Origin of the sequence: Escherichia sp. MOD1-EC7003 (genome assembly GCF_002965065.1) — a bacterium.
Classification (GTDB): Bacteria; Pseudomonadota; Gammaproteobacteria; order Enterobacterales; family Enterobacteriaceae; genus Escherichia.
Window position 1 is genome coordinate 12,818 of record NZ_PTRE01000018.1, and the last position, 23,218, is coordinate 36,035.

The 23,218-nt window shown below is 51.6% G+C and carries 21 protein-coding genes and 1 pseudogene; 9 read left to right on the top strand and 13 right to left on the bottom strand.

All coding sequences use genetic code 11. The features are described from left to right. The first annotated feature begins 1 nt into the window (after position 1). Genes apaG through A7090_RS02540 form a run of 3 tightly spaced genes read left to right on the top strand, consistent with a single transcriptional unit; the run spans position 2 to position 1,858 of the window. The gene (gene apaG, locus A7090_RS02530) at positions 2 to 379 is read left to right on the top strand and encodes a Co2+/Mg2+ efflux protein ApaG (protein WP_000610901.1); all 378 of its coding nucleotides are present in this window, start codon (positions 2 to 4) and stop codon (positions 377 to 379) included. A gap of 6 nt (positions 380 to 385) precedes the next feature. Then, positions 386 to 1,234 carry a bis(5'-nucleosyl)-tetraphosphatase (symmetrical) ApaH gene (apaH, locus tag A7090_RS02535; protein WP_105272907.1) on the top strand — a complete coding sequence of 283 codons (849 nt, stop codon included), beginning with the start codon at positions 386 to 388 and terminating at the stop codon, positions 1,232 to 1,234. A 24-nt stretch (positions 1,235 to 1,258) separates the two neighbouring features. Beyond that, positions 1,259 to 1,858, top strand: a complete 600-nt coding sequence (locus tag A7090_RS02540) for a DUF4291 domain-containing protein (RefSeq protein ID WP_105272908.1) — start codon at positions 1,259 to 1,261, stop codon at positions 1,856 to 1,858. A gap of 136 nt (positions 1,859 to 1,994) precedes the next feature. On the opposite strand, the gene folA is transcribed toward A7090_RS02540, so the two are convergent. The 7 genes and pseudogenes from folA to A7090_RS02575 all read right to left on the bottom strand — a co-directional run bounded on the left by folA (position 1,995) and on the right by A7090_RS02575 (position 7,664). Next, positions 1,995 to 2,474 (bottom strand): type 3 dihydrofolate reductase, encoded by a 480-nt coding sequence (gene folA / locus A7090_RS02545; RefSeq protein WP_105272909.1) that lies wholly within the window; start codon positions 2,472 to 2,474, stop codon positions 1,995 to 1,997. A gap of 137 nt (positions 2,475 to 2,611) precedes the next feature. Next, positions 2,612 to 2,758 (bottom strand): annotated as a pseudogene (locus A7090_RS02550) (glutathione-regulated potassium-efflux system oxidoreductase KefF); the annotation flags it as partial. 110 nt (positions 2,759 to 2,868) lie between these two features. Then, the gene (locus A7090_RS02555) at positions 2,869 to 4,200 is read right to left on the bottom strand and encodes an MFS transporter (RefSeq protein WP_105272910.1); all 1,332 of its coding nucleotides are present in this window, start codon (positions 4,198 to 4,200) and stop codon (positions 2,869 to 2,871) included. A gap of 116 nt (positions 4,201 to 4,316) precedes the next feature. Then, complete coding sequence (gene fixX, locus A7090_RS02560) at positions 4,317 to 4,604, bottom strand: ferredoxin-like protein FixX (RefSeq protein ID WP_000203741.1); 288 nt, start codon at positions 4,602 to 4,604, stop codon at positions 4,317 to 4,319. Next, positions 4,601 to 5,887 carry an FAD-dependent oxidoreductase gene (locus tag A7090_RS02565; protein WP_105272911.1) on the bottom strand — a complete coding sequence of 429 codons (1,287 nt, stop codon included), beginning with the start codon at positions 5,885 to 5,887 and terminating at the stop codon, positions 4,601 to 4,603. The genes fixX and A7090_RS02565 overlap by 4 nt, the downstream gene beginning before the upstream one ends. Positions 5,888 to 5,937: 50 nt before the next feature. Continuing rightward, complete coding sequence (locus tag A7090_RS02570; protein ID WP_105272912.1) at positions 5,938 to 6,879, bottom strand: electron transfer flavoprotein subunit alpha/FixB family protein; 942 nt, start codon at positions 6,877 to 6,879, stop codon at positions 5,938 to 5,940. A 14-nt stretch (positions 6,880 to 6,893) separates the two neighbouring features. Then, the gene (locus tag A7090_RS02575) at positions 6,894 to 7,664 is read right to left on the bottom strand and encodes an electron transfer flavoprotein FixA (RefSeq protein WP_105272913.1); all 771 of its coding nucleotides are present in this window, start codon (positions 7,662 to 7,664) and stop codon (positions 6,894 to 6,896) included. 472 nt (positions 7,665 to 8,136) lie between these two features. On the opposite strand from A7090_RS02575, the gene caiT reads away from it, so the two are divergent. The 6 genes from caiT to caiE all read left to right on the top strand — a co-directional run bounded on the left by caiT (position 8,137) and on the right by caiE (position 15,286). Continuing rightward, entirely contained in the window at positions 8,137 to 9,651 is a 1,515-nt protein-coding gene (gene caiT, locus A7090_RS02580) for an L-carnitine/gamma-butyrobetaine antiporter (RefSeq protein ID WP_105272914.1), read from the top strand. A gap of 30 nt (positions 9,652 to 9,681) precedes the next feature. Then, positions 9,682 to 10,824: a crotonobetainyl-CoA dehydrogenase gene (gene caiA / locus A7090_RS02585; RefSeq protein ID WP_087534716.1), complete on the top strand. Its 1,143-nt coding sequence runs from the start codon at positions 9,682 to 9,684 to the stop codon at positions 10,822 to 10,824. Between the two features lie 128 nt (positions 10,825 to 10,952). Further along, the gene (caiB, locus tag A7090_RS02590) at positions 10,953 to 12,170 is read left to right on the top strand and encodes an L-carnitine CoA-transferase (protein ID WP_000349943.1); all 1,218 of its coding nucleotides are present in this window, start codon (positions 10,953 to 10,955) and stop codon (positions 12,168 to 12,170) included. A 72-nt stretch (positions 12,171 to 12,242) separates the two neighbouring features. Then, positions 12,243 to 13,796: a crotonobetaine/carnitine-CoA ligase gene (gene caiC / locus A7090_RS02595; RefSeq protein WP_105272915.1), complete on the top strand. Its 1,554-nt coding sequence runs from the start codon at positions 12,243 to 12,245 to the stop codon at positions 13,794 to 13,796. Between the two features lie 108 nt (positions 13,797 to 13,904). Then, a complete protein-coding gene (gene caiD / locus A7090_RS02600) occupies positions 13,905 to 14,690 on the top strand; it encodes a crotonobetainyl-CoA hydratase (protein WP_105272916.1) in 786 nt (261 codons plus the stop codon). A gap of 5 nt (positions 14,691 to 14,695) precedes the next feature. Further along, positions 14,696 to 15,286, top strand: a complete 591-nt coding sequence (caiE, locus tag A7090_RS02605) for a carnitine operon protein CaiE (RefSeq protein WP_105272917.1) — start codon at positions 14,696 to 14,698, stop codon at positions 15,284 to 15,286. 84 nt (positions 15,287 to 15,370) lie between these two features. Here caiE and caiF read toward each other — a convergent pair whose 3' ends face one another. The 6 genes from caiF to rihC all read right to left on the bottom strand — a co-directional run bounded on the left by caiF (position 15,371) and on the right by rihC (position 23,155). Further along, positions 15,371 to 15,766, bottom strand: a complete 396-nt coding sequence (gene caiF, locus A7090_RS02610; RefSeq protein ID WP_105272918.1) for a carnitine metabolism transcriptional regulator CaiF — start codon at positions 15,764 to 15,766, stop codon at positions 15,371 to 15,373. Positions 15,767 to 16,026: 260 nt separating this feature from the next. Next, positions 16,027 to 19,248, bottom strand: coding sequence for a carbamoyl-phosphate synthase large subunit (gene carB / locus A7090_RS02620; RefSeq protein WP_105272920.1), 3,222 nt, complete (start codon positions 19,246 to 19,248; stop codon positions 16,027 to 16,029). A 17-nt stretch (positions 19,249 to 19,265) separates the two neighbouring features. Beyond that, complete coding sequence (gene carA / locus A7090_RS02625; RefSeq protein WP_105272921.1) at positions 19,266 to 20,414, bottom strand: glutamine-hydrolyzing carbamoyl-phosphate synthase small subunit; 1,149 nt, start codon at positions 20,412 to 20,414, stop codon at positions 19,266 to 19,268. 456 nt (positions 20,415 to 20,870) lie between these two features. Then, positions 20,871 to 21,692, bottom strand: a complete 822-nt coding sequence (dapB, locus tag A7090_RS02630) for a 4-hydroxy-tetrahydrodipicolinate reductase (RefSeq protein ID WP_105272922.1) — start codon at positions 21,690 to 21,692, stop codon at positions 20,871 to 20,873. A gap of 160 nt (positions 21,693 to 21,852) precedes the next feature. Then, positions 21,853 to 22,218 (bottom strand): DUF805 domain-containing protein, encoded by a 366-nt coding sequence (locus tag A7090_RS02635; RefSeq protein ID WP_105272923.1) that lies wholly within the window; start codon positions 22,216 to 22,218, stop codon positions 21,853 to 21,855. A 22-nt stretch (positions 22,219 to 22,240) separates the two neighbouring features. Then, a complete protein-coding gene (gene rihC / locus A7090_RS02640) occupies positions 22,241 to 23,155 on the bottom strand; it encodes a ribonucleoside hydrolase RihC (RefSeq protein ID WP_105272924.1) in 915 nt (304 codons plus the stop codon). Positions 23,156 to 23,218: the final 63 nt, after the last annotated feature.

A 23,218-nucleotide genomic window follows, 5' to 3' on the forward strand; every position in this document is an offset into this window, starting at 1 on the left:
GATGATCAATTCGCCCCGAGTGTGTATTCAGGTTCAAAGCGTCTACATTGAGGCACAATCTTCACCTGATAATGAACGTTACGTTTTTGCTTATACCGTAACCATACGCAATCTGGGGCGAGCGCCAGTGCAGTTGTTGGGGCGTTACTGGCTGATCACCAATGGCAATGGCCGTGAAACCGAAGTCCAGGGCGAAGGTGTGGTGGGCGTTCAGCCACTTATCGCGCCTGGCGAAGAGTATCAGTACACCAGCGGTGCAATCATTGAAACGCCGCTGGGCACCATGCAGGGTCACTACGAAATGATCGATGAAAATGGCGTTCCTTTTAGTATCGACATTCCCGTATTCCGACTCGCCGTTCCCACACTCATTCATTAAAAGAATATGGCGACATACCTTATTGGCGACGTTCATGGTTGTTACGATGAACTGATCGCATTGCTGCATAAAGTAGAATTTACCCCGGGGAAAGATACCCTCTGGCTGACGGGCGATCTGGTCGCACGCGGCCCTGGTTCGCTGGATGTTCTGCGCTACGTGAAGTCATTAGGCGACAACGTACGTCTGGTGCTGGGCAATCACGATCTACATCTGCTGGCGGTATTCGCCGGGATCAGCCGAAATAAACCGAAAGATCGCCTGACACCGCTGCTGGAAGCGCCAGATGCCGACGAACTGCTTAACTGGCTGCGTCGCCAGCCTTTGCTGCAAATCGACGAAGAGAAAAAGCTGGTGATGGCCCACGCAGGGATCACGCCGCAGTGGGATCTGCAAACCGCCAAAGAGTGCGCGCGCGATGTAGAAGCGGTGCTGTCGAGCGACTCCTACCCCTTCTTCCTCGACGCCATGTACGGCGATATGCCAAATAACTGGTTACCGGAATTGCGGGGACTGGGAAGACTGCGTTTTATCACCAACGCCTTTACCCGGATGCGCTTTTGCTTCCCGAATGGTCAGCTGGATATGTACAGCAAAGAATCGCCAGAAGAAGCCCCTGCTCCATTGAAACCGTGGTTTGCGATTCCTGGCCCCGTCGCTGAAGAGTACAGCATCGCCTTTGGTCACTGGGCATCGCTGGAAGGCAAAGGTACGCCGGAAGGTATTTACGCGCTGGATACCGGCTGTTGCTGGGGCGGCTCATTAACCTGCCTGCGCTGGGAAGATAAACAGTATTTTGTCCAGCCGTCGAACCGGCATAAGGATTTGGGCGAAGGAGAGGCGGTCGCGTCTTAACTAATTACCATTCAGGGAGGAATAATGGCTGACTATTTTGAAATACGTGCTAATTACAATCAGCACACCATCACAGTTTATCAGGCCTACAATGACACAATCGCTAACGTCGCTGTACGTGACGGGCGATTTGGCGCACCGTTTTCATTTAATCGCATGACCTGGATTAAACCTTCTTTTATGTGGATGATGGAACGTAGCAACTGGGGACTGAAAAAAGATCAACAACGAATTCTCGCTGTCCGAATCAAACGCACCTTCTTTGATGCTCTACTCGAACAAGCGGTGTTAACAACTCCGGAAGCACATGTCTATCCACATGCGGGAATATGGGAAGAGTTATTTACGCAAGCAAATGTGTATGTTCAGTGGGACCCAGAACGCAGCATAAATGGCAAGAAACTGGAACACCGGTCATTACAGCTTGGTATTTCTCGTAACTTAATCAGTCAATTTAACGAAGACGCCATTGTTGCCATTGATGATCTGACGCCACTGGTGCGAAAGTGTCATAACCTTTTGATAAATGGTAAAACCACACAGGCGAAATCCTTCCTGCCGTCAGAAAAAATTTACCCTGTTAGTGTAGCTGCGAGAAAGGCTTTGGGAATGAAAAATTCCTGAGACAAAAAATTTGCTTTTTAAATTTGAAATTATCCAATGCGCCGTAAAACCCCGTCCTTCAGGGCTGTCTCTTGATCAGATCTCCTGATCAAGAGACAGCCCGATTGGGCGAGGTCTTACGCGCAAATTGCTGAACTTACCGCCGTTCCAGAATCTCAAAGCAATAGCTATGGGAGTTTTGCGCATCAGCGTCGTGGAATTCGCTGAATACCGATTCCCAGTCATCCGGTTCGTAATCCGGGAAATGGGTGTCGCCTTCCACTTCCGCGTCGATATGCGTCAGATACAGTTTTTGCGCTTTGGGCAGGAACTGCTCATAAACGCGACCACCGCCAATCACCATAATTTCTGGTACGTCACCACACGCCGCGATCGCCTCATCAACCGATTTCACCCACGTTACGCGCTCATCTGTACCCGGCTGGCTGCTGAGGATAATATTCTTGCGCCCTGGTAGCGGACGGCCGATGGATTCCCAGGTATGGCGGCCCATAATCACGGGTTTATTTAAGGTGTTGCGTTTAAACCAGGCGAGATCGGCAGGCAGGTTCCACGGCATGGCGTTTTCCATGCCGATAACGCGATCTACCGCTAACGCCGCAATCAGACTGATCATTGAGATTTCCCGATAAAAAAAATTGTCGCCACTATACGTAAAGCGTAAACCGTCGTCGACTGGTGCGAGGATGATGTTGAGGAAAATTTTATATTCTGCTGACGAGTCCACGTTCTCTCCCTGGTCTCGACCATCGTCTGCATGGCAATATCGATATTGAAGTCAGGATAGCGTTGATAAAGAGAGCGGATTTCAACGATTTCCAGCGTCCTTGCTTGTTCAAACATCCGGTTATTCGCATGGAAATGATGCGGACACGGATGCGCATAAATTATGAGGATCATAGTTATAAGCCCGCGTGTTTACGCCTTTGTTTTCCCACAAAGTGTAGTCATATATTCACGCGGCTTATAGTCAATAATATTGATTCAGAAAAGAGAGAAATCTGAACAAATTACCCCATTCTCTGCCCGCGGATCGTCATATTGCTGGTTTGCGCCAGTGACATCCCGCGTGTTTCCGGGGCAAACGCTACGGAAATCAGCAGGCCAAACAGCGAGATCCCCGCCCCCATCAGCATCGTGTTACTAATACCGTAATTATTGATAAAGATTGGCAGCGCCCAGGTCGAAACAATAGTGCCAATACGGCTTAAGGACATAATCACGCCCACGGCAGAGGCACGGATATCCGTCGGGAAGAGTTCATTAGGATAGAGCCACTGCAAATTACCCGGCCCGCCAGAGAAAAAGGCATATACCGCAAAGGCCATTACCACCAGCCAGATCCCCATATCCGGGATCAGCCCCAAAACCGCCAGCGCCAGCGTCATCATGGCAAAGCTACCAATCAACAATGGGCGCCGTCCGGCAGTGTTAAGCCACAGCATCGGTGGAATACAGCCGAGCATAAAGAACAGGCTAATCACCACGTTCCCCAGCGCCGCATTTTTACCGACACCAAGCCCCAGTAAGCCGACGATTTGTGGACCAAAGGTGTAAATGGCGAACATTGGGATTACCTGGCAGGTCCAGATGGCGGCGACAAACAGGACAAATGGAAAGTGGCGTCGATTAAACAGATCGCGAAAACGGGTTTGCTGCGGTTGCTCTTCGTCGAAAACCACCGGTTCGCCAAATAGTTTGATCATCATCTCTTCACACTCTTTTACTCGCCCTTTGCGTAACAACCAGCGGGGAGATTCAGGCAGTTCGAATCGACCAATCAAAATTAACAAACATGGGATCGCCGCACTACCCAGCATCCAGCGCCAGCCGCCTTCCATATCATACAACCAGTAACCGACCAGATCGGCACAGGTCGCCCCGACATACCACATTGCGGCAATAAAGCTGATCGAGAATGCTCGCTGGCGGGTGCTGGAGAACTCGGTAATCATTGAGGTGGCGATGGGGTAATCCGCGCCGATGACAATACCAATAAGTACGCGCATCACCAACAGTTCGACGGGGGATGAGACAAACATCGTCGCCACAGATATTACGCCGATGGCAATGATATCTATCAGGAACATTTTGCGCCGCCCGACTTTATCGGAGATATAGCCAAACAACGACGTGCCGACAAACAACCCGGCGAGAGTTCCCGCCCCCAGCAGACCAATCCAGTCTGCGTCCAGCTTCAACGCTGGAGTCAGTTGTTCCAGCGCCACACCAATCATCACCAATACATAGCCATCCAGAAACGGGCCACCGCTTCCCCACAACAAAATGCGGCGGTGAATAGAGGAGAATTTGAGATCGTCAAAGTTTCTGGACGGTTGCATGGGTTATTCCTGTTTTTTTGCAATGAGAATCGGTACAGCGTTAATTCAGGCAACGACCGCCGGATGCGGCGTAAACGCTTCATCCGGCCTACCGTTACGCGCCATAAAAACCAACATCAGCCGTAACGAAACTCCACACCAAAGGTGCCGCGCGGGTATTCCCACTGTTCCAGCGCCGACCCCAGCCCCAGAATGCGACAGGTGCCGCACTCCAGACATCCGGCGTAATCGAAGCGCACACTGCCGTCATCTTGCTTCTTGTACAGACCGGCAGGGCACGCTTTCACCAGCAGCTCCAGTGCCTGTTTATCGGCATCGGCCTTCACAACAATGTGCGGATGCTCTTCATCGACATTGAATTTATTGACGCCCAGTTTGACGTCCACATTGACGGGAGAAGTCATAAAACGGTCACTCCTTTCATGCCATCCTTGATCAGATTGATGAAGCCCACTTTCTTGCCGTGGCGGAGGATTTTCTTGCGCATCAGTTCCGGCGCACTACCGTCAATGGTGAACAGGTCACGCGCCACACCTACCGCCAGTTCCGGGTAGCCGCTAAACATGCGCGGGTTATCAAGGAACGCCGGTAGTTTCTGGTACATCCGCATATCGCGCAGCGGGCCACTCTCCAGATGCTGACGATATTCCGTCAGTTTCTGCTTACTGAAATCGTCGCTTTTCATCGCTGAAAGCACAGTTTTTGCTGCTGCTTCCCCGGCTGCAATCGCCAGATCCATACCACGAATGGTAAAACCGAGGTTCATACACATTCCGGCAGCATCACCGGCAATCAATACGCCGTCACCGGCCAGCTCCGGCAGCATGTTGATGCCTGCTTCCGGCACTACATGAGCGGAATATTCCACCAGCTTGCCACCCGCGATCAGCGGTGCAACTGCCGGATGTTGTTTGAAATCTTCCAGCATTTGCGGCACCGATTTTTTCGCGTCATGCAAATGATGCAGACCACAAACCAGCCCCAGCGACAGGGTATTTTCATTGGTATAAAGGAAGCCGCCGCCCATCAGGCCATCAGTGGGGGCCCCCGCAAACAGGCAGGCTGCGCCCTGATTACCCTGCAACTGAAAACGGTCTTCGATTACCGACTTCGGTAACTCGATCAGTTCCTTCACGCCAACCGCCACATCCGTCGGTTTAACACGTTTAGCCATCCCCAGCTTTTCGGCAAGAATGGAGTTCACCCCGTCAGCAAGGATCACCGTTTTCGCTTCAATCACATCGCCATCGGCTTCTACGCCGACAACTTTGCCATCGCGCTGTACCAGGTTATCGACGCGGATCCCGGTAATTAACTGCGCGCCCGCTTCTTCGGCCTGCTCCATCAACCAGGCATCAAATTTACTGCGCAAAACGGAGTAAGAACGCTGGGATGGCGAGGTTTCGTCGCCATTGCAGTAGTCCATGGTCATAGCTGACTTTTCCGTCATAAACGCGAGTTTTTCATGGGTGATCAGGCGTTCTACGGGGGCGGATTCGGCGAAACCAGGAATAATGTGTTCCAGGCTGTGGGCATAGAGACGCCCGCCGGTGACGTTCTTGGCACCTGAGGAATTGCCACGCTCGATAACTAACACTTGCGCCCCTTCGCGGGCGAGCACCAGTGCGGCAACCGAACCGGCAAGCCCTGCACCGACGATGATGGCGTCAAAGATATCTTCGGACATAAGAGCTCCCTGTCAGCGGCAGGGCCGTAATGCAGCCCTGCCAGAGTGGATCAACGCGCTAAAGCTGCGGTCAGCGCCGGAAGGATCTTCACGGCGTCGCCAACAATGCCGTAATCCGCGTACTGGAAGATCGGCGCATTTTTATCTTTGTTGATGGCGAAAATGGTTTGCGATGCATTCGCGCCAACCATGTGCTGGATCTGCCCGGAGATCCCCACCGCCAGGTACAGTTCAGGTTTGAGCATCAGGTTGGAGATACCGACATAGCGTTCGTGCTCCATCCATTTTTCGTTTTCTGCCACCGGACGAGAACAGGCCAACTCCGCACCTATCGCCTGGCAAAGCTGCTCTGCCAGCGCAATGTTCTCTTTGCTGCCAATGCCGCGACCGACACTGACCACCAGACGGGCTTTATCGAGATCGACACTGTTACTCTGGCGCGCCTGCGTTGCCGTGCGGGTAATCGCCACAGCCGGAGCCTGCCACTCCACAGTGTGCGTTTCGCCAGTGCGCGAAGCGTCTGGCTGAGCCGCATCGAACGTGCCGCTGCTGATGGTCAGTACCGCATACGGCGTGACAATGCGTTCTTCGCCAATCGCCAGACCGCCGTAAACCATGTGTTTCACTGTCGCTTTACCGTCCTGTACGCTGACGGTGCTGGCATCGTTAGAGACCGCCGCTTTAAGGCGATAACCCAGTTTTGCCGCCAGTAATTTGCCGCGACGGGTGTTCGGCAGCAGCACCAGGCCGTCTGCGCCGTGCTGGCGAATAGTGTCAGCCATGACACCGGCGTAATCTTCGATTATCCGATCGTCCGGTTTGCCGCTTAATTTCCAGACATGATTAGCACCAAGCTGGATTGCCTGTGCGCCGTCGGCATCATTGAGGACAAATGTGTTAATTTGATTAGCTAAAGCCTGCGCACCGTTCATCAGTTCCGGCAGACGAGAAGGGGTATCGCTGAATACCCAGACTTGAGAAAACGTGTTCATAGCATTCCCTGTAATTAAATGACTTTGCGAAGATTTTCAGCAAATGCGGCGATCTGTTCTTCGCCGTCGCCTTCAATCACGACGCGTTGACGCTCGCGCTGTTTCGGCGCGGCAACCTGTTGTTCAGACCAGGCTTCCACGGCACTAAAGCCAATATCTGCAGCCGACCACACCTGAACTGGCTTTTTCGCTGCACCGAGAATGGCTTTCATCGAAGGGATTTGTGGGGAGTTGATATCAGTGGAAACAGCAACAACCGCAGGCAACGGAATGCTTAACGTTTCTGTTTCATCTTCCAGCTCGCGTTCAACGGTGAGGGTATCTGCCGTCAGGGAGATAATTTTGCTGACGCCGTTAACTGCCGGAATATCGAGGATTTCACCCACCAGCAAACCAACCTGCTGGGCATAAAGGTCGGAAGAACCATCGCCGCACAAGATCAGATCAAAACCTGCTTTCTGGGCGGCTGCAGCCAGTGCGCTGGCCGTTTGTTGCGGCAGTGCCTGCTCGAACTGGTCATCAATCACCACAATCAGTTCATCCGGACCGCGCGATAGTACATCTTTACGCCCTTTGGCGTTGGTCAGGGCTTTACCGCCTACACTTAAGGCCGTCACCAGCGCCTCTGCCGCCTGCTGTTTTAACTGGCAAGCCGCTTCAATAGCGTTGAGATCGTATTGGCTTATTTTGGCATCGGCTTTACTGAAGTCTAACGAACCATCAGCATTATTGACCGCAATATCCTGTTCATCAGGCACGCACTTATAGCAAGTAATAATCTTCATTGCATCTCCAGAAATCATGAAGGAAACGTCGTTCATATCGGTGGTGTTAATTACAGATATCACGCCCTTTAATTCGGAAATAAAACTTTAATCACCAATATTGAAAATGTCACACGCAGATAAATCCAACTTTCAATATTGTTAAGCCCCTCACCAATATTGAAAACATGACGTAGAAAAAAGAAATTTTCAATATTGTTTTATGGATCACCAATATTGAAAGCCAGATGCTGATTTTTCACTCAAAACAAAGCATATTCAATTGATTAAAAAGAAGTATTTACATAAAAAACCCTCATTTTCACCCGATATAAAAATGTGATGATTATCACAGAATGCAGCATAGCGAATACCCATTATGAGTTAGCCATTAACGCGTCCACGAGGTTAATGATAATCATATTGAATGTTAAAAAAAATAAAACAAACGGGAACGCAAAATAAATATTCGTTTTCACATTGGAATTAACTCATGAAAAATGAAAAGAGAAAGACGGGAATAGAACCGAAGGTATTTTTTCCGCCATTAATAATTGTTGGCATCCTTTGTTGGCTTACAGTCAGAGATCTGGATGCAGCGAATGTCGTTATTAATGCTGTATTCAGTTACGTCACCAATGTATGGGGATGGGCGTTTGAATGGTATATGGTGGTGATGCTGTTTGGCTGGTTCTGGCTGGTGTTTGGTCCTTACGCCAAAAAGAAATTAGGTAACGAACAACCAGAATTCAGCACCGCAAGCTGGATTTTTATGATGTTCGCCTCCTGTACGTCAGCCGCCGTACTGTTCTGGGGTTCCATCGAAATCTACTACTACATCTCTACCCCACCGTTCGCGCTTACGCCTAACTCGATCGGAGCGAAAGAGATTGGTCTGGCTTATAGCTTATTCCACTGGGGGCCATTACCGTGGGCAACTTACAGCTTCCTCTCCGTGGCATTTGCTTACTTCTTCTTTGTTCGCAAGATGGACGTCATTCGCCCCAGTTCCACCCTGGTGCCACTGGTAGGTGAAAAACACGCCAAAGGATTGTTCGGTACCATCGTCGACAACTTCTATCTCGTCGCCTTGATCTTGGCGATGGGCACCAGTCTGGGCCTTGCCACGCCGCTGGTGACCGAGTGTATGCAATGGTTGTTTGGCATTCCGCATACCCTGCAACTGGACGCTATCATCATCACCTGTTGGATCATCCTGAACGCTATTTGTGTCGCCTGCGGCCTGCAAAAAGGAGTCAAGATCGCCAGTGACGTACGCAGCTACTTAAGTTTCCTTATGTTGGGTTGGGTATTTATCGTCAGCGGCGCCAGCTTTGTCATGAACTACTTCACCGACTCAGTCGGGATTCTGTTGATGCATTTGCCACGCATGCTGTTCTACACGGATGCCGTAGGCAAAGGCGGTTTCCCGCAGGGTTGGACTGTCTTCTATTGGGCGTGGTGGGTCGTTTACGCCATTCAAATGTGTATATTCCTCGCCCGTATTTCCCGTGGTCGTACCGTACGCGAGCTGTGTCTGGGTATGGTCACTGGTCTGACCGCATCCACCTGGATTTTGTGGACCGTGCTGGGCAGTAACACGATGCTGCTGATGGACAAAAACATCCTCAACATTCCGAAACTGATCGCCGAACACGGAGTGCCACGCGCCATTATCGAAACCTGGGCCGCTCTGCCGCTCAGCACCGCCACCATGTGGGGATTCTTCATTCTCTGCTTTATTGCCACCGTGACACTGATTAACGCCTGTTCGTACACCCTGGCAATGTCCACCTGCCGCGAAGTCCGCGACGGCGAAGAACCACCACTGTTGGTACGTATCGGCTGGTCAGTTCTGGTTGGCATTATCGGCATTGTTCTGCTGGCGCTCGGCGGCCTGAAACCGATTCAAACCGCCATTATCGCCGGAGGATGCCCGCTGTTCTTCGTCAACATTATGGTGACGCTCTCCTTTATTAAAGACGCGAAACAGAACTGGAAAGATTAATTAACCCCCAAAATATCAAGAGGTTGAAAGATGGATTTTAATTTAAATGATGAGCAGGAACTGTTTGTCGCCGGTATCCGCGAACTGATGGCCAGCGAAAACTGGGAGGCCTATTTTGCCGAGTGCGACCGTGACAGCGTCTACCCGGAACGTTTTGTCAAAGCACTGGCAGATATGGGGATCGACAGCCTGCTGATCCCTGAAGAGCACGGTGGTCTGGACGCGGGGTTTGTTACCCTCGCCGCCGTGTGGATGGAACTGGGTCGTTTGGGGGCACCAACCTACGTGCTGTACCAGTTGCCAGGTGGATTCAACACTTTCCTGCGCGAAGGCACACAAGAGCAGATCGACAAGATTATGGCTTTCCGCGGCACTGGTAAGCAGATGTGGAACTCAGCGATTACCGAACCGGGCGCAGGCTCCGACGTGGGTAGCCTGAAAACGACTTATACCCGTAGAAATGGTAAGATTTATCTTAATGGTAGTAAGTGTTTTATTACCAGCAGCGCCTACACCCCGTACATCGTGGTGATGGCGCGCGATGGGGCTTCTCCGGACAAACCTGTCTACACCGAATGGTTTGTTGATATGAGCAAACCGGGCATCAAAGTGACCAAACTTGAGAAGCTCGGTCTGCGTATGGATAGCTGCTGTGAAATCACCTTTGACGATGTGGAACTGGACGAGAAAGACATGTTCGGTCGGGAAGGTAACGGCTTTAACCGCGTCAAAGAAGAGTTCGACCATGAACGTTTCCTGGTAGCCCTCACCAACTATGGTACGGCGATGTGTGCCTTTGAAGATGCGGCGCACTACGCCAACCAGCGCGTGCAGTTTGGCGAGGCTATTGGTCGTTTCCAGTTGATTCAGGAAAAATTCGCTCACATGGCGATCAAACTTAACTCCATGAAAAATATGCTTTATGAGGCAGCATGGAAAGCAGACAACGGCACCATCACCTCCGGCGATGCGGCGATGTGCAAATACTTCTGCGCCAATGCGGCATTTGAAGTGGTGGATAGCGCAATGCAGGTGCTGGGCGGTGTCGGGATTGCGGGCAACCACCGCATCAGCCGCTTCTGGCGTGACCTGCGTGTAGACCGCGTCTCCGGGGGATCTGACGAAATGCAGATCCTGACGCTGGGACGTGCGGTGCTGAAGCAATACCGTTAAGTCCGTGCGCTGCCTGATGCGACGCTGACGCGTCTTATCAGGCCTACGGGAGCACGAATGTAGGCCGGATAAGGCGTTTACGCCGCATCCGGCAGTCATGCGCTACATAAATTTTTCAGGAGCTAATAATGGATCATCTACCCATGCCGAAATTCGGGCCGCTGGCCGGATTGCGCGTTGTCTTCTCCGGTATCGAAATCGCCGGGCCGTTCGCCGGGCAAATGTTCGCAGAATGGGGTGCGGAAGTTATCTGGATCGAGAACGTCGCCTGGGCCGACACCATTCGTGTACAGCCGAACTACCCGCAGCTCTCCCGCCGCAATTTGCACGCACTGTCGTTAAATATTTTCAAAGATGAAGGCCGCGAAGCGTTTCTGAAATTAATGGAAACCACCGATATCTTCATCGAAGCCAGTAAGGGTCCGGCCTTTGCCCGTCGTGGCATTACCGATGAAGTGCTTTGGCAGCACAACCCGAAACTGGTTATCGCTCACCTGTCCGGTTTTGGTCAGTACGGCACCGAGGAGTACACCAATCTTCCGGCCTATAACACCATCGCCCAGGCCTTCAGTGGTTATCTGATTCAGAACGGTGATGTTGACCAGCCAATGCCTGCTTTCCCGTATACCGCCGACTACTTCTCCGGCCTGACCGCCACCACTGCGGCACTGGCGGCACTGCATAAAGTACGCGAAACCGGTAAAGGTGAAAGTATCGACATCGCCATGTATGAAGTGATGCTGCGTATGGGCCAGTACTTCATGATGGATTACTTCAACGGCGGCGAAATGTGTCCGCGCATGACCAAAGGTAAAGATCCCTACTACGCCGGTTGCGGTCTGTACAAATGCGCCGACGGCTACATCGTGATGGAACTGGTGGGCATTACTCAGATTGCAGAATGCTTTAAAGATATTGGTCTCGCGCATCTGCTCGGTACACCAGAAATCCCGGAAGGCACTCAGCTTATTCACCGTATCGAATGCCCTTACGGCCCACTGGTAGAAGAGAAACTCGATGCCTGGCTGGCGGCACATACCATCGCAGAGGTAAAAGAGCGCTTTGCCGAACTGAATATCGCCTGCGCCAAAGTACTGACCGTACCGGAACTGGAAAGTAATCCACAGTATGTGGCCCGCGAATCAATCACCCAGTGGCAAACGATGGATGGTCGCACCTGCAAAGGACCGAACGTGATGCCGAAATTCAAAAATAACCCCGGCCAAATCTGGCGCGGAATGCCATCACATGGCATGGACACCGCTGCCATTTTGAAAAATATCGGCTACAGCGAAAACGACATTCAGGAGTTGGTCAGCAAAGGTCTGGCCAAAGTTGAGGACTAAACGCGTGGCGCCAGTCGGCTTGCCTGACTAGCGCCCGCCCAATAACAAACGAACAGAATGGATAGAGGTGCAATGGATATCATTGGCGGACAACATTTACGTCAAATGTGGGACGATCTGGCAGACGTTTACGGTCATAAAACGGCGCTGATTTGTGAATCCAGCGGTGGAGTCGTTAACCGGTATAGTTATCTTGAGTTAAATCAGGAAATTAACCGCACGGCAAACCTGTTTTATGCACTGGGGATTCGCAAAGGCGATAAGGTTGCGCTGCATCTGGACAACTGCCCGGAATTTATCTTTTGCTGGTTCGGGCTGGCAAAAATTGGTGCGATTATAGTGCCGATTAACGCCCGCCTGTTGCGCGAGGAAAGCGCGTGGATCCTGCAAAATAGCCAGGCGTGCCTGCTGGTAACCAGTGCGCAGTTCTATCCTATGTATCAACAAATTCAGCAGGAAGATGCCACGCAGCTGCGGCACATTTGCCTGACAGATGTGGCGCTTCCCGCAGAGGATGGCGTGAGTTCGTTTACTCAACTGAAAAATCAACAATCTGCCACCTTGTGCTATGCACCACCGCTGTCGACCGCCGATACGGTGGAAATTCTTTTTACCTCCGGTACAACTTCCCGACCGAAAGGGGTGGTGATTACCCATTACAACCTGCGCTTCGCTGGATATTACTCTGCCTGGCAGTGCGCACTGCGTGACGATGACGTCTACCTGACGGTAATGCCTGCGTTTCATATCGATTGCCAGTGTACTGCGGCGATGGCAGCCTTTTCTGCCGGAGCCACCTTTGTGCTGCTCGAGAAATACAGCGCCCGCGCCTTCTGGGGACAGGTACAGAAGTACCATGCCACCGTTACCGAATGTATTCCGATGATGATCCGTACCTTGATGGTACAGCCACCTTCTGTGAACGATCGACAACACCGCCTGCGAGAAGTGATGTTTTATCTCAACCTGTCGGAGCAGGAAAAAGACGCATTTTGTGAACGCTTCGGCGTTCGCTTGCTGACATCTTATGGGATGACGGAAACCATTGTTGGCATTATCGGCGATCGCCCCGGAGATAAACGACGCTGGCCGTCGATTGGCCGGGCGGGGTTTTGCTACGAAGCGGAAATCCGCGACGATCACAACCGTCCGCTCCCGGCAGGAGAGATCGGCGAAATTTGCATTAAAGGCGAACCGGGGAAAACCATCTTCAAAGAGTACTTTCTCAACCCACAAGCCACTGCCAGAATCCTGGAAGCCGATGGCTGGCTGCATACTGGCGATACCGGATACCGCGACGAAGAGGGATTTTTTTATTTTGTCGATCGCCGCTGCAACATGATTAAACGCGGTGGCGAGAATGTCTCCTGCGTGGAGCTGGAAAATATTATCTCTGCCCATCCGAAAATTCAGGACATCGTGGTTGTTGGTATTAAAGATTCGATTCGTGATGAAGCTATCAAAGCATTTGTGGTGCTGAATGAAGGTGAAACATTGAGCGAAGAGGAATTCTTCCACTTCTGCGAACAGAATATGGCGAAATTTAAAGTGCCGTCTTATCTGGAGATCAGAAAAGATCTGCCACGTAATTGCTCAGGGAAAATAATCAGAAAGAATCTGAAATAAATGAAACGGCAGGGAACTCCCCTGCCAACTAATAATCACGCTCTAAAACAATATGCATTTTTTGCAGGGATATTGTCGTCCCTGAAAAAGTAAAAATGGAGAAAAGGAATGAGTGAATCATTACATCTGACCCGCAATGGATCAATTCTGGAAATTACCCTTGATCGCCCAAAAGCGAATGCTATTGATGCGAAAACCAGCTTTGAGATGGGCGAAGTTTTTCTAAATTTCCGTGACGATCCGCAATTACGCGTCGCTATTATTACTGGTGCCGGAGAGAAATTCTTTTCCGCAGGCTGGGATTTAAAAGCGGCAGCTGAAGGCGAAGCACCGGATGCTGACTTTGGTCCGGGTGGTTTTGCGGGATTAACCGAAATTTTCAATCTCGATAAACCGGTTATCGCAGCCGTGAACGGCTACGCCTTTGGCGGGGGCTTTGAACTGGCGCTGGCGGCAGATTTTATTGTCTGTGCCGATAACGCCAGCTTCGCTCTGCCGGAAGCTAAACTGGGCATCGTCCCTGACAGTGGCGGCGTACTGCGTCTGCCAAAGATCCTGCCGCCTGCTATCGTCAATGAAATGGTAATGACTGGCAGAAGAATGGGCGCAGAAGAGGCGCAGCGTTGGGGGATCGTCAACCGCGTGGTTAGCCAGGCAGAACTGATGGATAACGCCCGCGAACTGGCGCAGCAACTGGTTGACAGCGCCCCGCTGGCGATCGCGGCGCTGAAAGAGATCTACCGCACCACCAGCGAAATGCCGGTAGAAGAAGCGTATCGCTATATTCGCAGCGGCGTGTTGAAACACTATCCATCGGTTCTACATTCGGAAGATGCCATTGAAGGGCCTCTGGCGTTTGCCGAGAAGCGCAGCCCAGTGTGGAAAGGACGTTAACAGCCGTGAGCTATTACGCCTTTGAGGGGTTAATTCCGGTGGTTCACCCGACGGCGTTTGTCCATCCCAGTGCAGTATTGATTGGCGATGTGATTGTGGGAGCCGGTGTCTACGTCGGCCCCCTCGCCTCACTGCGTGGTGATTACGGGAGATTGATCGTGCAAGCGGGAGCCAATATTCAGGATGGCTGCATCATGCACGGCTACTGTGATACTGACACCATTGTAGGGGAAAACGGCCATATCGGGCACGGCGCGATCCTCCATGGTTGTGTGATTGGTCGCGATGCACTGGTCGGGATGAACAGCGTGATTATGGATCGCGCGGTCATTGGTGAAGAGAGCATTGTGGCCGCCATGAGCTTTGTTAAAGCGGGCTTTAGCGGCGAGAAACGCCAGTTGTTGATGGGCACGCCAGCCCGCGCTGTACGGAGCATTAGTGACGACGAGTTACACTGGAAACGATTGAATACCAAAGAGTATCAGGATCTGGTCGGGCGCTGCCGCGCATCGTTACATGAAACGCAGCCGTTGAGGCAGATGGAGGAAAATCGCCCCCGTTTGCAGGGGACGACAAATGTGACGCCAAAGCGATAATCTCGCCGGATGACACCCGTAGGCCGGATAAGATGCACAGCATCGCATCCGGCAACCAGGCTGCACGATATTAATAAACGCCAATTAACGACGCATACTCTTCGACAACATCATCTGCCACTTCTGTTCGCGGTTAAGTTCCGTGAGCGGAACGGCAGGAATACGCGGCGTCTTTTTGACACCGATTAATTTTTCCCGACTATTATTGCGCAGGCGCGCGTAAATTTGCTCATCGATATCGACCACTTTAACCAGTCGCTGACACTGGCATCCCCGCCCTTCCAGCTTATTAGGGATCATCTTAACTTCGCAGCTTATTTCTGCGACTTCCGACAGAATATAAGTCAGGGTATTAATCGCCTTGCTGTGTTCAATATCGAAATGAATAGAGACCTCTCTTGCTATCACCCACCGATTTTCAGCCATCATCCATTCAGCTATTAACAAGTAGAGTGGTTTTTCAACATATCCTTCACACATATGAACTCCAGTTTCACAAATTAAAAGTCTGGCTATGACTCGTTTTGAAGCAATTAAACAAGGCCATATTAAAATTGTGGATATATCGATAGTATGCAACTTCACCGTCGATAAGTGTGAGCTAAATCCTGCTTATACCATCAAAAATATCGATTCCCCAAAAGATTTACTTTATAGGCAAAAAAAACGGTCCTCATCAGAGAACCGTATTAGTTATTCGATCAAATTAGTGGATGAAAAATATCCACCATGACACGCTATTATTTGATCTGTGCGTGCATTTCCTGCACCGAAATTACTTTTTCGGTCGCATCGGCATTCAGCGCCATCGCGGTGGCAAACCCGCCGTTAAGCGTGGTGTCATAATGCACTTTATATTGCAGCGCACTGCGACGGATCACACGGGAGTCCTCAATCGCACGACGACCTGAGGTGGTATTGATGATGTAGGTATATTCGCCATTCTTGATACGGTCCTGAATGTGCGGACGACCTTCATGCACCTTGTTCACCAGACGCGGATTAATGCCCGCTTCGCCCAGCACAATCGCCGTGCCGTGGGTCGCATCCAGCTCGAAGCCCTGTTTCAGCAGTTTTGCCGCCAGGTCCACCACGCGTTCTTTGTCGCCTTCGCGCACGGAGAGCAACGCACGACCGTGTTTCTTCATGGTGGAGTTGCTGCCCAGCTGCGCTTTGGCAAACGCTTCAGCGAAGGTGCGGCCCACGCCCATCACTTCCCCGGTAGAGCGCATTTCTGGCCCTAACAGCGGGTCAACGCCCGGGAATTTATTGAACGGCAGCACCACTTCTTTCACTGAGTAATACGGCGGGATAACTTCTTTGGTTACGCCCTGCTCAGCCAGCGTTTTACCAGCCATGACGCGCGCCGCCACTTTTGCCAGCGGTACGCCAGTGGCTTTGGAGACGAACGGAACGGTACGCGCCGCACGCGGGTTAACTTCAATCAGGTAGACTTCGTTGTTTTTCACTGCAAACTGCACGTTCATCAGGCCGCGTACCTGCAATTCGAAGGCCAGTTTCTGCACCTGCTGGCGCATCACATCCTGAATGTCCTGACTTAAAGTGTAAGCTGGCAGAGAACATGCGGAGTCACCGGAGTGCACGCCCGCCTGCTCAATGTGCTCCATGATGCCGCCAATCAGCACCATTTCGCCGTCGCAGATGGCGTCCACGTCAACTTCTACCGCGTCATCAAGGAAGTGATCCAGCAACACTGGCGCATCGTTAGACACGCTGACCGCCGTCTGGAAGTAGCGACGCAGGTCAGCTTCGTCATAGACGATTTCCATCGCCCGACCGCCGAGAACGTAAGACGGGCGCACCACCAGCGGGTAGCCAATCTCTTTCGCCTTCTCAACCGCCATTTCGATGGTGGTAACGGTGGCGTTCGCCGGTTGTTTCAGTTTCAGACGATCAACCGCGTGCTGGAAGCGTTCACGGTCTTCCGCACGGTCGATAGCATCCGGGCTGGTGCCGATAACCGGCACGCCAGCGGCTTCCAGCGCACGTGCCAGTTTTAGCGGGGTCTGACCGCCGTACTGAACGATAACACCTTTCGGCTTCTCAATACGCACGATTTCCAGCACATCTTCCAGCGTTACCGGCTCGAAGTAGAGGCGGTCGGAAGTGTCGTAGTCGGTGGAGACGGTTTCCGGGTTACAGTTAACCATAATGGTCTCAAAACCGTCTTCACGCAGCGCCAGTGAGGCGTGTACGCAGCAATAGTCGAATTCGATACCCTGACCGATACGGTTCGGGCCGCCGCCGAGCACCATGATTTTTTCACGGTCGGTGGACGGATTCGCTTCGCACTCTTCTTCATAAGTGGAGTACATGTAAGCGGTGTCGGTGGCGAACTCTGCCGCACAGGTATCCACGCGTTTGTAAACCGGATGCAGGTCATACTGGTCACGCAGCTTACGGATTTCCGCTTCGCGTACGCCCGCCAGTTTTGCCAGACGCGCATCGGCAAAGCCTTTGCGTTTCAGTTGGCGCAGGAAGTCAGCGTTCAGGCCAGTGATGCCCACTTCTGCCACTTTCTCTTCCAGACGCACCAGCTCTTCAATCTGTACCAGAAACCAGCGGTCAATGTTGGTCAGGTTAAACACACCGTCTACAGACAGGCCCGCACGGAAGGCATCGGCGATATACCAGATACGCTCTGCACCTGCGTCTTTCAGCTCGCGACGGATTTTGGTCAGCGCTTCCGGATCGTCGAGGCTGACTTTCGGGTCGAAGCCGGTCGCACCGACTTCCAGGCCGCGCAGCGCTTTTTGCAGGGATTCCTGCTGCGTGCGACCAATCGCCATCACTTCACCAACCGATTTCATCTGAGTAGTCAGACGGTCGTTAGCACCGACGAATTTCTCAAAGTTAAAGCGCGGGATTTTGGTGACCACGTAGTCGATGGACGGCTCGAAGGAGGCCGGAGTACGCCCGCCAGTGATGTCGTTCATCAGTTCGTCGAGGGTGTAACCCACCGCCAGTTTCGCCGCTACTTTGGCAATCGGGAAGCCGGTGGCTTTCGACGCCAGTGCGGAGGAGCGAGACACGCGCGGGTTCATTTCGATAACAATCAGGCGACCGGTTTTCGGGTTAACCGCAAACTGGACGTTGGAACCGCCGGTTTCAACACCGATCTCACGCAGCACTGCCATCGAGGCGTTACGCATGATTTGATATTCTTTGTCGGTCAGCGTTTGTGCTGGTGCGACAGTGATGGAGTCACCGGTGTGGATGCCCATCGCATCAAAGTTTTCGATAGAGCAGACGATGATGCAGTTGTCGTTTTTATCACGCACCACTTCCATCTCGTACTCTTTCCAGCCGATCAGCGACTCATCAATCAGCAGTTCTTTGGTCGGAGAGAGATCCAGACCGCGGGCGCAAATTTCTTCAAACTCTTCCCGGTTATAAGCGATACCACCGCCGCTACCGCCCATGGTAAAGGATGGGCGAATAATGCATGGGAAGCCCACGTCAGCGGCAACCGCCAGCGCTTCTTCCATGGTATGTGCGATACCGGAACGCGCAGTTTCCAGACCGATTTTCTTCATCGCTACGTCGAAACGGCGGCGGTCCTCAGCTTTATCAATCGCATCAGCGGTAGCACCAATCATGGTGACCCCGAACTCTTCCAGCACCCCCTGACGCTCAAGTTCCAGCGCACAGTTCAGCGCCGTCTGGCCGCCCATGGTTGGCAGCACCGCATCCGGACGCTCTTTTTCAATAATCTTGCGTACAACTTCCCAGTGAATCGGCTCGATGTAGGTCGCATCAGCCATTTCCGGGTCTGTCATGATGGTCGCCGGGTTGGAATTCACCAGAATGACGCGGTAACCCTCTTCGCGCAGGGCTTTACATGCTTGCGCACCAGAGTAGTCAAACTCACACGCCTGACCGATAACAATCGGACCCGCCCCCAGAATCAGGATACTTTTTATATCTGTACGTTTTGGCATGGCTCTTTTACTCCTGATTACTTAGCGGTTTTACGGTACTGCTCAATTAACTCGATAAAGTGGTCGAACAACGGTGCGGCATCGTGCGGACCGGGGCTGGCTTCAGGGTGTCCCTGGAAGCTGAACGCCGGTTTATCGGTGCGATGAATCCCCTGTAACGTACCGTCGAACAGGGATTTATGCGTAACACGCAGGTTTGCAGGTAATGTTGCTTCGTCCACCGCAAAACCATGGTTCTGGGCAGTGATCATCACCACGTTTTTCTCAACATCCTTCACCGGATGGTTGCCGCCGTGGTGACCAAATTTCATTTTGACAGTCTTCGCACCACTCGCCAGCGCCAGCAGTTGATGACCGAGGCAAATGCCAAATACCGGGATGTCGGTTTCGAGGAATTTCTGGATGGCGGTAATGGCGTAATCGCACGGGGCCGGGTCGCCAGGACCGTTGGAGAGGAAGATGCCGTCCGGGTTCATTTTCAGCACATCTTCAGCAGAGGTTTGCGCCGGAACGATGGTCAGGCGGCAGCCTCTGTCCACCAGCATACGCAGGATGTTGCGCTTGGCGCCAAAATCATAAGCCACGACGTGGAACGGCAGCTCGTCTTCTTTCTTCGCTTCTGGCAGGCCGCCGGTCAACGTCCAGCTCCCTTGTGTCCAGCTATAGGCTTCCGCAGTAGTCACTTCTTTTGCCAGATCCATGCCGTTCAGACCTGGGAACGCGCGGGCTTTTTCTAACGCCAGCGCCGCATCCGGGTTATCGCCTGCAATAATGCAGCCATTCTGTGCGCCTTTCTCGCGCAGTAAACGCGTCAGCTTACGGGTATCGATATCGGCAATCGCCACGATGTTATGGCGTTTCAGGTAAGAAGAGAGGTCTTCGGTATTACGGAAGTTGCTGGCAATCAGCGGCAGGTCGCGAATCACCAGACCTTGTGCATGTACCTGAGAAGATTCTTCATCGGCGTCATTCGTGCCGACATTGCCAATATGAGGATAAGTAAGAGTAACGATTTGACGAGAATAGGAAGGATCAGTGAGGATTTCTTGATAACCGGTCATTGAAGTATTGAAAACGACTTCCCCAACCGCCGAACCTGTTGCCCCTATGGCCCGACCGTAAAACTGGGTTCCGTCTTCCAGAACCAATAGCGCTGACTTAATCAAAACACCCTCCAGAGAATATTCACTCACTTTATTTGCATATTAATTCACAATGATGACGTAAATCAATGCAAATCTGCTTACCGACGAATTTCTGGCAAACGGCGGCATTCTGGAGATATGGGAGCTAAATGTCAACTTAATGGCAGGATTTTTATATTATTTTGTGGCTCATGCATGTTTTGCAGGCATTAAGCGACAAAAAGATCAGCTAACTCTGTCTGGAAAACGCTTGCGCAGTGAGAAGAATGCATTCAACAGATGCGGCACGATAAAAAGTGGACCAAATGGTCAAAATTTACATTAAAACAACAAAAACAAACGACAAAAACATCAATTTTCCACCATCTCTCATTAAAATATGATTAAGACAATCAAAATAAAAGGCCTTAAAAATAAAGGCCTGTAAAATCATAAAATTAAATTGATTATTTTTGCATCAATAGCAATGTTTAATTGCTACAAATTAGTGAGATTTAGCACATCTCGCATATCAAAAAAACCATTATGCTTGCCATTCAGCCACAGTGCCGACCTTACTGCACCGTTAGCAAATGTCATGCGGCTGGACGCCTTATGGGTGATCTCCAGCCGTTCGCCGATATCGGCAAACATAGCGGTATGTTCGCCAACGATGTCACCCGCACGTACTGTGGCAAAACCAATGGTGCCGGGCACACGTTCACCGGTATGGCCTTCACGACTGTAGACCGCACAATCTTTCAGATCTTTGTCCAGAGCATGAGCAATTGCTTCGCCCATCGCCAGCGCTGTGCCTGACGGTGCATCAACTTTATGTCGATGATGTGCTTCGATAATTTCGATGTCAGTGTAGTCACCCATTACCTGAGCGGCTTTCTCCAGCAGCTTAAGCATGACATTGACACCGACGCTAAAGTTAGCGGCAAAGACAATCGCAATATCCTCGGCGGCATCACGAATAGCTTGTTTGCCTGCTTCGTCAAACCCCGTAGTGCCAATCACCATCCCTTTGCCATGCTGGCGACAAAATGCCAGATGATTCAGCGTGCCTTCCGGACGAGTAAAATCGATAAATACGTCAAAATCATCTTTTATCGCATCGAGACTGCTTTGCACGGTAACGCCCGTTTTTCCGACTCCGGCCAGTTCACCGGCGTCGCTGCCCAGTAAAGAAGATCCCTCGCGCTCCAGCGCCGCGCCAAGCTCTACGCCTTCCAGCGCCAGCGCCGCCTGAATCAACTGCCGCCCCATGCGACCACCCGCTCCCGCGATGGCCACGCGAATGTTTGCATTATGCATAGCTATTCTCTCTTGTTAATTTTGCGTAAACCGTTTCAGAGTACCCAGCGTATCGCGACGCTGCCAGCCAAAAACGCTAATAATTAGAAATTAATGATAAACAGGGAGGGATATCAGTGAAAGGCATGAGGTGCAAACAGCCACGTCACGCCGTCTGTCATTATGCCTGCTTTTGTGATTTTGATGGCAGGCAGCACAGTATTAACAGAATTATGCCCCCATAGGGGATCAAAACGCCGATAGCAAACCACCACCCAGGACACCCGATATCCTGCATCCTTCTGAAGCCTAACGCCATTCCCGGTACGGCAAAAATCAACGTTAAAATAAATGATGCGGGCAGCGCAAAAAAAATGAAAGCACCATAGTCATTGTTAATTGTTGTCGCCAACCACCAGCATATAAGCGGTAGCAGGCAGATAACTGCACTTCCGCTAATAAACGACCAGAACTCTAAACGGTTGGAAACACCTTCATAATTAAAGATGTTTTTCCACCCTTCCAGATACGCTTCTCCATACGTCATTGAACACTTCCTTGTTTTATTATTAGAACGCCAGGGCCAGCACCTCAGCCACCCACTGCTGGAAGCCTTTTACATCCAGATCCAATGCCACCTGTACATTGGCGGGTTTACCCAGGCAACCATCAATATCGACTACCGTAGCACCTGAGGTAAATTCGCCCTGAGTTTCCACCGCGACAAAACACGGTTTGAGAGTGAACAAGTCCGGTCGCACCAGCCAGGCGATAGCGCAAAGATCGTGCATACGCAATCCACTTTGCATACTGCCGCTGCGGTAGTGGCTAAACAAGGCGTGCAGCATTTTTCCGGTACGATTCAACTCCGGCAACGTGGCAAGATAATCAGGAGTTAACACCGCCTGATTGGTGACATCCAGACCGCACATGACGATTTCGATGCCGCTGCGGAAAACACATGCTGCCGCTTCTGGATCGGCAGCGATATTAAACTCGGCGTTTGGCGTGCAGTTGCCGCGCCCGGCAGAACCGCCCATGATCACCAGACGGCGAATATGCGGCTTGCATTCCGGACATTGTGAAAGTAATAACGCAATATTGGTTAACGGGCCGATGGCTACCAGAGTAACGGGCTCTGGCGCACGCATCAGAGCATCCCGAATAGCCAGAAATGCCGGTTTATCCAGTGGGCTTCTGTTGTGCTCGACAAAGTCGTACCCTGCCATTCCCGATTCACCGTGCACAGATGCCGCATTACGCGGTGCGCGAACCAGTGGTACAGCAGCTCCCTGAGCAAGCGGAATATCGGCATTCCAGAAATGCAGCAGTTGCAGGGCGTTGCGGGTGGTTTTCTCTACCGAGACATTACCTGCGACGGTGGTCATCAGTTGCAGGTCGAGTTCGGGGGCAAAAATCGCAGCGGCAATGGCAACGGCATCGTCAATGCCGGGGTCTGTATCGAGGAAGATCGGTAAGCGCATGTTTTCTCCATAAAAAATGCCGGTAACAAGACCGGCATTTTCGCATAACTTAGGCTGCTAATG